General features: G+C 60.3%; 7 protein-coding genes and 4 pseudogenes. 9 read left to right on the top strand and 2 right to left on the bottom strand.

Going from position 1 to position 13,741, the window contains the following annotated elements:
* Positions 1 to 461 precede the first annotated feature (461 nt).
* The 5 genes and pseudogenes from AB0H71_RS33730 to AB0H71_RS33710 all read left to right on the top strand — a co-directional run bounded on the left by AB0H71_RS33730 (position 462) and on the right by AB0H71_RS33710 (position 6,611).
* Complete coding sequence (locus AB0H71_RS33730) at positions 462 to 3,212, top strand: DEAD/DEAH box helicase (RefSeq protein ID WP_357029603.1); 2,751 nt, start codon at positions 462 to 464, stop codon at positions 3,210 to 3,212.
* 415 nt (positions 3,213 to 3,627) lie between these two features.
* The gene (locus tag AB0H71_RS33725) at positions 3,628 to 4,239 is read left to right on the top strand and encodes a transposase family protein (RefSeq protein ID WP_357029600.1); all 612 of its coding nucleotides are present in this window, start codon (positions 3,628 to 3,630) and stop codon (positions 4,237 to 4,239) included.
* Positions 4,236 to 4,724, top strand: a complete 489-nt coding sequence (locus tag AB0H71_RS33720) for a hypothetical protein (protein ID WP_357029611.1) — start codon at positions 4,236 to 4,238, stop codon at positions 4,722 to 4,724. The genes AB0H71_RS33725 and AB0H71_RS33720 overlap by 4 nt, the downstream gene beginning before the upstream one ends.
* A pseudogene (locus AB0H71_RS33715) lies at positions 4,615 to 5,235 on the top strand (transposase); the annotation flags it as partial. The gene AB0H71_RS33720 and the pseudogene AB0H71_RS33715, both read left to right, overlap by 110 nt.
* Positions 5,236 to 5,375: 140 nt before the next feature.
* A pseudogene (locus AB0H71_RS33710) lies at positions 5,376 to 6,611 on the top strand (IS256 family transposase).
* A 74-nt stretch (positions 6,612 to 6,685) separates the two neighbouring features.
* Here AB0H71_RS33710 and AB0H71_RS33705 read toward each other — a convergent pair.
* Positions 6,686 to 6,844, bottom strand: coding sequence for a transposase (locus AB0H71_RS33705; protein ID WP_357029597.1), 159 nt, complete (start codon positions 6,842 to 6,844; stop codon positions 6,686 to 6,688).
* A gap of 157 nt (positions 6,845 to 7,001) precedes the next feature.
* Here AB0H71_RS33705 and AB0H71_RS33700 point away from each other — a divergent pair.
* From AB0H71_RS33700 to AB0H71_RS33690, 3 genes and pseudogenes are all read left to right on the top strand, one after another.
* Positions 7,002 to 7,685: pseudogene (locus AB0H71_RS33700) on the top strand (transposase); the annotation flags it as partial.
* 656 nt (positions 7,686 to 8,341) lie between these two features.
* Positions 8,342 to 9,736, top strand: coding sequence for a group II intron reverse transcriptase/maturase (ltrA, locus tag AB0H71_RS33695; RefSeq protein ID WP_357029609.1), 1,395 nt, complete (start codon positions 8,342 to 8,344; stop codon positions 9,734 to 9,736).
* A 120-nt stretch (positions 9,737 to 9,856) separates the two neighbouring features.
* Positions 9,857 to 10,324: pseudogene (locus AB0H71_RS33690) on the top strand (IS3 family transposase); the annotation flags it as partial.
* Between the two features lie 571 nt (positions 10,325 to 10,895).
* On the opposite strand, the gene AB0H71_RS33685 reads toward AB0H71_RS33690, so the two are convergent.
* A complete protein-coding gene (locus tag AB0H71_RS33685; protein WP_357029606.1) occupies positions 10,896 to 11,582 on the bottom strand; it encodes an alpha/beta fold hydrolase in 687 nt (228 codons plus the stop codon).
* Positions 11,583 to 12,251: 669 nt separating this feature from the next.
* Here AB0H71_RS33685 and AB0H71_RS33680 point away from each other — a divergent pair.
* On the top strand, positions 12,252 to 13,741 hold a 1,490-nt coding region (locus AB0H71_RS33680; RefSeq protein WP_357029595.1), incomplete at its 3' end, for a beta-ketoacyl synthase N-terminal-like domain-containing protein.

Below are 13,741 nucleotides of genomic sequence, written 5' to 3'. Positions count from 1 at the left end.
TCAACTACCATCGCCCCCATTCAGCCGTTGGGAACCAGCCACCCGCCAGCCGACTCCACACCGGCGTCACCAACGTCCAGGCCTCATACAGCTAGAACTGGCGCTCACTGTCGCGCCACCTGCCCCGCCGTGCCCTTTTCGAGCACAACATACTCGCCGCGGCGGGACTGCTGTCGGACTTCCAGCACGTCAGCCGCCCGCCGTCAGTGCGGCGAGCCCGCGCTCGAACGCGGCCTGCGCGCTTCTTCCACAACCATGCACCAGGTCGTTAGGAAGAAGCGGTGCCCAATTTGTGACAGTTCCGTTCAGGGAGAACCGGTAGCGCGACCCATGCGGCGGATCAGTTGGTGTCGTGGCCGTCAGCTAGTCTAGCGCTGTTCGTCCAGTCTCGTACTGCCTGCTCAAACTTAAGGCAAGCACCAGGTACAGCTGAACCGCTCACGGAGGTCACGTTTAAGTCGATGCGCAGCGAAGGTGAAGGGTTCAGCGAGAACGCGCCTAATTCGGTAATTTTGTGGATGAAGATTGTAGATCCGACGGTCACTGTTCCTGCATTTCCCAAAGAGGCCGACGTTCGTGTGCTTTTGCCTCAAGGTGAACGGTTCAGTGACCTGAGAAGTCGATTGTTGCTAGATGGAATACTTTTTCGAGAGGTCCGTTACCTCTTGGAAGAAGAAACAATCAGCACACTGAATGCTAACGGCCAACTGACCGTTACGTTTCATCCAGCTGGTGTTTCGCGCCCAGCATCGGCGAAAGCGCGGACACTCGCTGGCTGGGCAGCTTCGGCGGCACGCGATGCGTTCGAGCTGATGTGGCAAAACCATGCCGTAGAAGAGGGTGTGACCTTTGAGTTTGTGCCAGCGGAACAAATAGTTCCAGAAGGCTGGCTTCGGTACTTGCCGTACCCGATCTTAAACCCTGCTCAAGCAGAAGCGATTCCGCACATTGTCAGTAGTAATGAGCACTTGATGGTGGTAGCACCGACAGGTGCAGGAAAGACTGTAATCGGAATGGTGGCAGCGTTGCGTGCAGTACTGGAATTCCGCAAGAAAGCAGCATGGCTAGTTCCGCAGCGGTCTCTCACAGACGAGTTGAACGCAGAACTTGATAGTTGGCGCCAACGAGGGCTACGTGTTGAGCGACTCTCCGGAGAGTATCGAGTTGATGCACGGCGGGTCCGAGATGCTGACCTCTGGGTGGCCACAACGGAGAAGTTCGAAGCAATCTGCCGAACTGCATCCCTCAGGGAGGCACTAGCAGAAGTCGATTGTCTTATCATTGACGAGATTCATCTGATCGGCGATCCAAGTCGCGGGGCCTTTCTTGAGGCTATCTTGACCCGAGTGCATTCAAATGGGCCGAAAATGCGAATTATTGGGCTTTCGGCCACAGTCGCTAATGCCGAAGAATTGTCGGGTTGGCTGCCTGCTCGGATTGTTCGCGTTGCTTGGAGGCCCACTCTTTCAACTTGGCAAATTCCTGCAGTGGCAAGTAGTCCTGACTGGAGTTTGGTTGAGGGAGCGAAGATGCGTCTAACAACGGCAATCACTCGGCGTTTCACTGCCGACCGAGGAAGTGTCCTCGTGTTCTGTGGTAGCAAGCGCAACGTGCGGCGAACAGCGCTGATGATCGCAGCAAGTCGAGGTGCGGAGGTATATCAACTCAATCCTGATGACCCCGATCTCGTTCATAGGGCATGCGCGGCGGTTGGAGTAGGGCTCCATTTTAAGGGTTGGGAATACAAGAAGGAAGCGGAGCAGGCGTTTCGCGCCCGCGAGTTCGATGTGCTCGTTGCCACCTCCACGGTGGCAGCCGGGGTAAATCTTCCTGCACGAGCGGTGATCGTTCAAGAAACGGAGGTTGGCCTGAAAGCGATTGACATCGCCACGGTTCAGCAGATGTTTGGACGATCGGGTCGAGTTGGTGCCGGCGAGAGTGAGGGGTGGGCGTATCTACTGGTTGACGATTCTGAGAGAGCTGCATGGCAGCGGAGGTTGCTCGCCGGATTTAGGGTCAATTCGCAGTTGCACGGAAGCCTTCCAGACCATGTCCTCGGAGAAGCAGTGCAGGGAAGAATAGGTTCGCCCGCTGACGTTGAAGGATGGTTTGCGCGAACATTGGCCTATCATCAGGGCAACCGAGATATACACGCCGTGTGGCGAGCGATAGAATTCTTGATCGACAGCGGATTTCTGAGGCGAGGGCGTCACGATGGTGAAGTTGAGCTAGTACCGACCGAGTTGGGAGTTCTCACTGCACGTTTGATGGTATCGCCATACATTTGCCATCAACTTCGCACCGCGCTGGGTGAAGTTGGTGTGCCGAACTCGGCTGATCTAGCTGAGAGCCGGCTTATTGAGACTATCGCTACTCAGGTACCAACTCTTGCGCACGCTGGAATCAGCGAAGATCTCAAACCTATCGCTGTGGAGCTGAAGCTAGCTCGGGGAATCATTCTGGAAGCCTCTAGGCGCACGCATAGTGTGCGTTCATCGGCGGGCAGTAGTGCCTACAGCCCAGGTGATTTGACAATTGCAACGCTGCTGACAGCTGCGAATTCTCCGACCAGCTTCCTTCGGGATGCTCGATATATTGGCGGCATACCGTATTCCACGATGTATCCAATCCTTGAGGAGGCGCCCAGATACTTGCATTGGCTAGCTAGCCAGGGTATTCTCGGCACCGTCCACCCATGGATTGCGGTAGTTGCCGCAGATCTAGGCCGTCGTATACGCTGGAGGCGTTGCCAGCCGCCAAGGGGGTCCGGACGGCTCTTGTGGATGTTTGAGCAGATGGCGACTCCTGTGTATGTGGACGATGTAGTTCCCATTCTCTGGGAAGCGGCAAGGGCGCGGGGGCTGACTAGTCCAGACTGGACTGAGACGGGTCGTCCGAAAGATTGCAAGTTGGGTCTGCTGGAATATAGTGCTTTGCTTCGGGATCGTGCGACTGGCATCGTGACTGGCAATGGTGGTGAGGTAGTAGTCACTAGTTCAACAATCGCTGTATTGGTTACCTGGGCCGGATCTGACTATTTGTTAGCAGGACCTAATCGTGGTCGTATAAGTGTCGACTTTCCTGCCGATGATACTGTTGAGCGCGGCGCAGTAACATTCACTTGGAGAGGCGATTATCAGGCGACCGGTTGGCTCGCCGAATACGTCAAGAGTGAACCTGTCCCTATTCGCAGTGATGCAGGTGAACTGTGATGTGTGACGCCCTTTACATAACAGCAACGTCCGCCGGTTAAACCGGACGGCCAACCGGCGGAATACCTCGATCACCACTTCTCGGCCGGTGATCGAGGTACCGGACAATGGACGCCGGCAACGGGAGTGGACCCGCCGCGACGATGCCCCGCACGCCAGGCATGCAACGGATTCGTCGGCAGTACCTCGACGGTGAAACTGGCGCTTGCGAACCGCACCGATTCCCAGCCCGCCCAGATGCGGAAGCAAGATTGTCAGCACTCCGAGATCAGGCCATCAGCACCTTCTTCGACTACGCAGTTCGCTGGCAGACCTCGACCTAACGACCTCGTGCATGATTGGCGCCACGGGCTGAGATGATCTTGGTGTGGGTCGTGGGGCCGTGTTGTCGCGGCGGCGGGTGACGGGTTTGCCGGTGGAGTTGATCGCGGGGTTGGCGGCTGAGGTGGAGCCGGTATGGCGAGCGCGTCAGGAAGCGCGGGTACGGGTCCGCGCCCAGGACACCGGTGCGCGGAATCGGCTGGTGTTCCTCGACCGGCTTCTGGTGACACTGGTCTACCTGCGCCACGGAGTCATCCACGACGTGCTCGCGGCATGGTTCGACGTGGATCGCTCCACCGTGACCCGCGGGATCGGTGAAATCCGCCCGATCCTGGCCGAGCGCGGCTGCCGCGCTGGAAACGGCACCCGGCTGCGCATGCTCGATGAAGTCGTCGAGTTCCTCGGCGCGGCAGCCGATTACGCGATCATGGATGCGACCGAGGTCCGTGTGCGCCGATCTGCCGCGGGTGTCCCGGGCCGGGACAAGTTCGTGTCGGGGGAGTCGCGGCAGAACGCGATCAAGACCACGGTGATCACCGATTCGGTGCGAAGGCTGCTGTTCTGCGGCGCCACCGCACCCGGATCGGTCGCCGACATCACCCAGGCACGGCGCAGTGGCTTGCTCGGAATGCTCGCTGGGTCCGCGCCCGAGTCTTGGCCGACGCCGGCTACCAGTGCCTGGGCGCCCAGACCGATGGTGCGGTGATAACCCCACCGCACCGCAAGATGCGACGTAACCCGCTGGCCTGGTACGAGCAGCTCTATCGAGAGCAGTGTAAAGGCCATTCGCGCCTACGGATTGGTGTCGAGCACGCCATCGCGCACCTGAAGAACTGGCGCTCACTGTCGCGCCACCTGCCCCGCCGTGCCCTTTTCGAGCACAACATACTCGCCGCGGCGGGACTGCTGTCGGACTTCCAGCACGTCAGCCGCCCGCCGTCAGTGCGGCGAGCCCGCGCTCCAACGCGGCCCGCGCTCGCTTCATCCGCAACCATGCCGCGCAGGTTCGCGCTTGATCGCCGCGTTGCGGCGCGAGGGCGCCGATCGCCCGTTGCGGGCCGGTCCTGGACTTTGGGGGTTCGAGAACCGAGTGCTGCTGGTGGCCTGCTACTGGCGCACGAACTTGACGATGCGCCAGCTCGCGGCGGTGTTCGGGACCTCGAAGTCGGCGGCGGCCCGGGTGATCGATGACCTCGGTCCCGCTGTTGCGGTCCGGCCTCGGGTCAGCTTCCCGCGGGGAACGGTGTTGATCGTGGACGGCACCCTGATCCCGACTCGCGACCACAGCATCGCCGCGCAGTCCAAGAACTACCGGCACTCGACCAATCACCAGGTCGTCATCAACGCCGACCCCGAACTTGTCGTTGCCCTGGGGCGGCCCTTGCCGGGCAACCGCAACGACTGCCGCGCCTACGCCGAGTCCGGCGCCGCTCATGCCTGCCGCAATGCGACGGTGATCGCCGACGGCTGCTACCAGGGAACCACCGCGATCCTTCTGCAACGCAGGACGCCAGGCCGTGAACTGCCCGCGTGGAAGCAGGCACACAACGCGTCCCACCGGCAGGCCCAGGGCACGGGTGGAGCGTGTCTTCGCGCGGATGAAGACCTGGAAGATCCTGCGTGACTGCCGCCTGCGCGGCAACGGGTAGCGGTCGCGATGGCCGGAGTGGCCCGGCTCGCGAACCTCGCCCAAGCCGCCTGACACTTCGATCCGGTTGCGTCCAGCAGAGTGGTGTACGACCAGGCGCCAGCAATGTCTGAGCGTGTCGTAGCCGGATAGAGAACGGTCACCGCGTGATCCTTCAAGAGACCGACCAAAGTCCTTCGAAGGAGAACCACGCGATGACCGCTGTCCAGCCTATCGACCCATCCACGATGCTGTCCGAACAACTCGCCGCCGCGAGCCCTGATCTGCTGCGGAACATGATGTCGACCTTCATCTAAGCGCTGATGAGCGCCGAAGCCGACACCGTCTGCGGGGCCGGCTACGGGCAACGCTCCGACGAGCGGGTCAACCACCGCAACGGCTACCGCCACCGCGACTTCGACACCCGCGTCGGCACGATCGACCTCGCAGTGCCGAAGCTGCGATCGGGCAGCTACTTCCCGGACTGGCTGCTTGAGCGCCGCAAACGCGCCGAACGCGCTCTGACCAGCGTGGTCGCGACCTGCTACCTGCTCGGGGTCTCGACCCGGCGCATGGAGAAACTCGTCGAGTCCCTCGGAGTGACCAAGCTGTCGAAGTCCCAGGTCTCGATCATGGCCGCCGAGCTCGACACCGCCGTCGAGGCGTTCCGCACCCGCCCACTCGACCAAGGCCCCTACACGTTCCTCGCCGCCGACGCACTGGTGCTCAAAGTCCGCGAGAACGGCCGCGTCATCAACGTCCACACCCTCGTCGCCACCGGCATCAACAACGAGGGCTACCGCGAGATCCTCGGGGTCCAGGTCACCTCAGGTGAAGACGGCGCCGGCTGGCTGGCGTTCTTCCGCGATCTTCTCGCCCGCGGCCTGTCCGGGGTCGAGCTGGTCACCTCCGACGCCCACGCCGGGTTGGTCGCCGCGATCGGCGCCACCCTGCCGGGTGCGTCCTGGCAACGATGCCGGACCCACTACACGGTGAACCTCATGAGCATCACCCCGAAGAATTCCTGGCCGTGGGTACGGACCCTGCTGCACTCGGTGTTCGACCAATCAGACACTGAATCAGTTGCCACACAATATGATCGGATGCTCGACACCCTGTCCGAGAAACTGCCGAAGGTCGCCGACCACCTCGACGCCGCCCGCGCCGACCTGCTTGCCTTCACCGCGTTCCCCAGACAGATCTGGCGCCAGATCTGGTCCAACAACCCCCAAGAGAGGCTGAACAAAGAGATCCGGCGCCGCACCGACGTCGTCGGGATCTTCCCCGACCGCAACTCGATCATCCGCCTCGTCGGCGCCGTCCTGGCCGAACAACACGACGAGTGGATCGAGGGCCGCCGCTACCTCGGCCTCGACGTCCTCGCCCGCTCACGCGGCCGCACCGATCTCACCACCGAACAGGAGCAAGCCCCTGCCGAACTGACCGCCTGAACCATCAGGATCACGCGGAGACCGTTCTCCTACACCACGCATTTGGACTTGACCCTTCGATCCGCTGCGGTCCTTCACAGCCTCGCCGGACTTACGGGACAGCGTGGTGAGGCGGTTCCGTCCTTAGGGAAGCCGGTGTCGTCGATGAACTGGGTATCGGGGTCGACGAACCGGGCCGCCCACCCGGTCAGCCGTGCTCGAACCTCTGTGTGGTCCCAGGTCGAGGTCGTCACGAAACTACTGCAACTGCTGATAGTCGACTCCCGACCGGCCCGCCCTGGGTTGCATCGACCGGAGCTGGTGCACGGGTAGGTGACATCGTGGTCTGCCCCACCTCCCGGGTTCCAACTCCGGTTGCTAACTGACAGCCTTCCCGAAAGGCTGACCTCCGTGCCACGTACTTATCCCACCGAGTTCTCCGACCAGAGCGATCGCTCTGGTCCGGGCCGGCAAACCCGCCAAGCAGACCGCCGTCGAGCTCGGCATCCACCCGGTCACACTCTCGAAATGGCTCCGCCAGGACGACATCGACCACGGCCTGCGAGCAGGCAAACCCTCACAAGAGTCGGCCGAACTGCGAGCGGCGCGGCGCCGGATCCGTGAATTGGAAACCGAAGTGGCGATCATCCGCCACGCCGCCAACTTCCTCGGGTAGGACCTCTCCGGCCCAAGAAGGCGGCTCTACCCGGTGATCGACAGCCTCGCCGCAGCCGGAGCACCGATCGACCGCTCCTGCCGCATCCTGGGGGTTGCCCGGCAGAACTATTACAAGGCCAAACGCACCCCGACCTCGTCCCGGCAACTGCGGCGCCAATGGCTCACCGGCCTCATCCGCGAAGTCCACGTCGCCTCTCGCGGAACCTACGGTTACCGCAGGATCCACGCCGAACTGACCATGGCGATGGACATCATAGTCTGCTCCGCACTGTGTCGGTCCTGATGACGCTGGCCGGGATCCGGGGGTTGCTGGCCTCTGCACGGGTCAAGAATCTTCGTGGTGTGGTGAGCGCGGGTGATCTGGTCAACCGCAAGTTCCATCGGCTGCGCCCCAACGAGCTGTGGGTCACCGACATCGAGCGCCACGAGGCGTTCTTGAACCCTGTGGTGTGGAAGGACACTGCCGCTGGTCGGTCGCAGCCGACCGGTTGAAGCTGAGGACAGCCCGGCCCGTGGGATGACGGGTGCGGGTGGAAGCAGTCCTGACAACGACGGGACGGGCCAGTACTGCCAGATGGTCCGGGTCCGGCAAGCGAGACGGAAAGGCGTACGTGAGTAACCAGCGGCACAAAGCCCCTCGAGAGAGCCACCAGCTCGAATCTGGCGGATCTGGGCTGGGTAGCAGCGCGTATCCGCACGATGTGGTGTGGAGAACTCCTGGATCGGGGTGATGTCGCCGGTCGGGAGGCCATGGTGAAGGTCTGCGGCGTAACCATGGCGATGTTGCAGGGGCATAGCTGGGCGCCGACCCCGTCGAAGGGTTCGAGAATGAACGTGGGAACCACCCCGGCGGTCCCCGACCCGGGCGGCAACCGGCTGCCTGGTGGGAACGCTCGTCGCCGGCCGATGCCGCTGGGGTGGGGCGGAGGACCCGTAGTAGTCCGGGGCCGGGAAAGCCGGTCACATGGCGAAGGGGTCCAGTGTGTTCGCAGCATCGATGCATCGTGGGGAGGTCACTGGTGAATACCGGTGATCCGGAACTATTGGCCGAGGCCGAGTTCCGGGTACTCAAGATGCAGCGCAAGCTGCACCGATGGGCGGTGACCGATCCGGGTCGCTGTTTCGATGATCTCGCCAACCTCGTCTATGACCCCGCGTTCCTGCTGGTGGCGTGGGCGCGGGTGCGGGGCAACAAGGGTGCGCGAACCGCCGGGGTCGATGGGATCGCACCGCGATCTGTCGGCTCCGGTGCCGAGGGGCTGCTCGTGCGTCTTCGAGATGAGTTGAAGGCGAACCGGTTCGCTCCGCAGCGGGCGCGGGAGAAGACGATCCCGAAGGCGTCGGGCAAGGTGCGGCGCTTGGGGATTCCGACGACCGCGGACCGGGTCGTGCAGGCTGCGTTGAAGCTGGTGCTCGAGCCGATCTTCGAGGCGGATTTCCGGCCGTGTTCCTACGGTTTCCGTCCGAAGCGCAGGGCTCAGGACGCGATCGCCGAGATCCATTACCTCGCTTCACCTCCCCGGAACTACGAGTGGGTGTTCGAGGCGGACATCACGGCATGTTTCGACGAGATCGACCACACCGCCCTGCTGGAGCGGGTTCGTCGACGCGTCGGGGACAAACGCGTGCTGGGCTGGGTGAAGGCGTTCCTGCGGGCCGGAATCCTGACCGAACAGGGCCTCAACCGGGAAACGATCACCGGCACACCCCAGGGCGGGATCCTCTCACCGCTGCTGGCCAACATCGCCTTGTCCCGATTGGACGAGCACTTCACCGAAAAATGGGCTGCGCTCGGACCGTATTGGTCACGCGCCAAACGCCGCCGCGCCGGGGAGCCGGTCATGAAACTCATCCGCTACGCGGACGACTTCGTGATCATGGTCGCCGGGACACGCGGTGACGCCGAAGCGCTGCGCGGCGAGGTCGGCACGGTCCTCGCTCAGATGGGTTTGCGCCTATCGGAGGAGAAGACGAAGGTCTGTCACATCGACGAGGGGTTCGACTTCCTGGGCTGGCGCATCCAGCGCCGCCCCTGGCGGAGCCGGACCAGCAAGAAAGCCGTCTACACCTATCCGTCGAAGAAGGCACTCGCCTCGATCGTGGGCAAGGTCCGGACACTGACTCGCCGCGAGAATCATCGAACGCTCGCCGATCTGCTGCGTCGGCTCAACCCGACGCTGCGGGGCTGGTGCAACTACTTCCGCCACGGAGTGTCGTCGCGGACATTCGGCTATGTCGACCACTACGCCTTCTGGCGGGTCGTCGGCTGGCTCCGCAAACGACACTCCGGGCTGAACATGCACACCCTGGTCCGACGCCACCTGCCCCAGTGGCAGGTCCGCGCCGGGGGAATCGAGCTGTTCCGGCCCGAATCGGTCGCCATCGAACGCTACCGATTCCGGGGCACGAAGATCCCCACGCCATGGTCGAGCGCGACGGCAACAGGATCACCCGCACCAGCGGCATGAACACATGGAGAGCCGGATGCGGTGGAAGCCGCACGTCCGGTTCGGAGGGCGGGCCGCAGAAACCCACCGAGTCGAAAGACCGGCAGGGCGCTGCGGTCCGACCCCTACACGGTGCACCGGACGAGGGAAGGACGCGTCTACTGCGCCGCGGTCCTCGACGCCTACAGCCGCCGGATCGTGGGCTGGTCGATCGACTCCCGCCAAGACGCCACCCTGGTCGTCAACGCCCTGGACATGGCCATCCGGAACCGGCGACCCGCGGCAGGCGGAATCGTGCACGCGGATCACGGAACTCATTTCACCTCATGGGTTTTCGGTGACAAGATCCGCTCGGCCGGGCTACTGCCATCGTTCGGGACCGTCGGTGACGGCCTCGACAACGCGATGATGGAATCGTTCTGGTCCTCCATGCAGATCGAGCTCCTCGACCGCAAGAAGTGGAAGACCCGCCTGGAACTGGCGAACGCGATCTTCGACTACATCGAGATCTTCTACAACCGCCGACGCCGCCATTCCGCCCTCGGCTACCGCACCCCGGTCGAGTACGAACTACTCTCCGAAAGCACACTCATCACTGCTGTCAGTTAGTCACCGCGACTGGAACCCAACAGGTGGGGCAGACCACGATGTCACCTACCTGTGCACCAGCCCCGACCGTACCGGTCAACCGCCGACTGATCCGGCGCTGCTGCGAGCTCGAAAGCAGGCCCCGACGATCGCGGAAGCAGCCGCGGTCCACCACGCTGAGGTCTCGGCACTGCGTTCTGACCGAAGAGATCGACAACCTTAACGCCCAGATCACCGCCATCGCCACCGCCTCCTGTTCCGCACTGCTGGACTGCTACGGCGTCGGACCAGACACCGCCGCAGTCTTGTTCGTCACCGCTGGCAGAACCCTGAACGCCTCCATCTACAACAAGGCATACTTCGCTGCCCTGTGCGGTGTCAGCCTCATCGAGGCATCATCGGAAGAGTTAGTCGCTGCAGACTCAACCGCGGCGGCGACCGTCATCTCCGCCCCTCTGCACCATCGTCACTGCCCGTCTGCGCTGGAATACGCGCACCCGCGACTACGTCGCCCGACGACAATCCGAAGGTAAGATCCGCCGGGAGGTCATCCGATGCCTCAAATGTTACGTTGCGCATCTTATTGCCATGGCTAGCCGGAGAGGCTATGGCGCATGATAACAGTCCTTATAACCTCGATCAATGACATGCTCTGGCTGATAAGGTAAAAATGACCGCCTGGGTAAGTACTCAACGTGAATGATCCGCTGGTGTGTTTAGCCCAGTCTTCGGCCTCATCGCGAGCTACTTTTGGGTCATTGACGCCGATATGAGCATAAATGTCGACCTTCAAAGGTTGCATCGGTACAAGTTCTCTATACGTTTCTGCTGCCTTATAGTCGCTCCGAATAGCTGGCAATGTCATTTGTAGAACCTCATCGTTAGCCAGAATCTGCGAATCAATGCTACTTAGGCGTTTTACTTCTCTTATCAGCTCTTCATCGTTATATGTATGCACCGTTTCCGTTCTATGTCTAGAAGGAGCGCGACGCCCGGATACAAAGAGTGCTTTGACGGGAATGTTCTCGGCCTCTAGCTTTCTCGCGACTTCGTAGGCAACGATTGCCCCGAGACTATGACCAAACAGATATGTTGGTCGATCAGTCCATTCGCAGATTCGTTGAAAGACTGAATCCGCGAGTTCAACAGCGCTTTCAATATTCTTCTCAGCTCTGCGATCCTGTCGACCAGGGTATTGGATCGCCAGAACTTCACATTGAGGAGCCAGACTCTGGGATATCGGAAAGTAGAAGCTGGCAGATCCGCCAGCGTGAGGCAAGCAGATTAGGCGCGCGGATGGCCGACTGGTCGGGTGATAGCGACGAATCCAGAGTTCATGATCTTCATGCAACAAAAGTGCTCCTAATGTAGTGGTTTGAAACTTTATGAGGGAAACAATCCTGTATGTGCAATAGATATTGGCTACTATCGTATTCCTGCTCAAGATTATTTCTTAGAATTGACCGTGCAGGACCGTTTTCGTTGCCAGGGCGTTGCTGCGTATCGGGCAGTCGTGTTGCATCTTGCCGCAAGGATAGGGGGATCGGCAACCTGTACGTCGGGGCATGCGAACTCAGCTATGCGAATTCGGAATAACTCCAGGTAGACGGCGGTTTTGGGCTGAACTAAGTTAATCTTGTCAGGGGGAAGTGCTCATGCTAGATTGGAAATCGGCCAGATGATCGCATCGGCATTGGGGGGAAGTTCTTGATGTGCGGACTCAAATGAGGTGTAGCCATCGATCTTGCTTCACGGCTCGATCGGTGACGTGCGAGCTTTGTGGTTTTCAAATGTAAGAATAGCCTCGATTCCGCTTGCCTGATCAGTTCGTCCTCTTAAGATTTCAGTTGCACATGGCAGATGTGTATTAGTTGAAGCTGATGAAGATCTGGCGCTCAGTGGATCAGTGTGAGGGGCTATTATAGTTTGCGGCCTAGGATAATTCCACATGCATATTTATGATATCCAGGATTCGTCAGCCGACTTGGCTAGCGCTGATAACGTGGATGATTTAGTCGCTATTGTTGGGATTTCGTGTAGATTTCCGGGCGCAGCCAATTTGGCCGAGTTTTGGGATATTCTTAGGGAAGCCAAAAATGTAGTTGCTAAAATATCTGAAGCTCGAATCCGGTTAACCGACTTGGGGCGGTTGGATGTAGGTGGCGAGGCTCTCTGTGGTGGATTCATCGCCGGAGTAGACTTGTTCGACTCGGAGTTCTTTGGCATCTCTTCGCTCGAAGCGGCGTCGCTGGATCCCCAACAACGACTTGTCCTTGAGATGGCTTGGGAAGCTCTAGAAGATGCGCAAGTTGTGCCTTCGCCGGCTTCTTCTAAGAATGTGGGTGTCTTTTTAGGCGCTATGTCTGAGGACTACGCGAAGCTAACTCATGATCTTGGGGAAGAGTCAATCTCATCTTATTCTTTCGCGGGTTTGCAGCGGAGTATGATCGCAAATCGCGTGTCGTCGCATCTAGGTTTAACAGGACCAAGCCTAATTGTAGATTCGGGTCAGTCTTCCTCTCTGGTCGCGGTGCACCTTGCTTGCAAAAGTATAACGTCCGGGGAGTCGGATGTGGCGTTAGCTGGTGCAGTCAACCTTCTCCTCTCGGCTGAGAGTTGGTTGACCTTGAGACGACTGGGGGTGCTCTCGACTGGCGGAAAGTCATATCCTTTCGATTCTCGAGCGAATGGCTATGTCCGCGGAGAGGGGGGTGGAATCGTTGTTTTGAAGAAGTATTCGTCGGCGCTTGCTGATGGAGACAAAATCTATTGTGTGATTCGCGGCTCGGCGATTAATAACGATGGCGGCAGCAGTAGCTTTCTTGCGCCGAGCAAGGTTTCGCAGGAGGAACTCCTGACGAGGGTGTATCGAGACTCGGGTGCGGATCCCGACTTGCTCGCATACATCGAATGTCATGGAACCGGCACGAAGATTGGGGACCCAATCGAGGCGGGAGCGATCGGTGCTGTTTTTAGTTCGATTCGCTCGCGAAGATCCTCTATCGCAATCGGTTCTGTAAAGACAAATATTGGCCACCTCGAAGGTGCATCGGGCATCGCTGGCTTGATCAAGGCAGCTCTCATTCTTGATAAGGGTGCCATCCCTCCCAGTCTCAATTATGAGGTTCCCAACGGGCAGATCAATTTTTCTGAACTAGGTATTCACGTTAACACAGGTCTGAAGTCGCTTTCTTCGTCGGTATCTGGGCCACCGATCGTTGGTGTGTCGTCGTTCGGTCTAGGGGGCACGAACGCACACGTCATCCTCGAGCAAGCACCGGATTCTGTCGCTGTCGAAGCAGCCGGTAATGAGGACGTTGCCGAGCCTTCCGATGCTGGTGTCGTCGGTGGGCAGCGGGATGTGTTGCCGGTGGCGGGGTGGGTGTTGTCGGGTCGGAGTGAGGCGGCGTTGCGGGGTCAGGCCGCGCGGTTGCGGGA

The sequence above is a fragment of the Nocardia sp. NPDC050697 genome (assembly GCF_040654395.1).
Classification (GTDB): Bacteria; Actinomycetota; Actinomycetes; order Mycobacteriales; family Mycobacteriaceae; genus Nocardia.
This window is presented reverse-complemented; position numbering and strand designations above follow the sequence as displayed.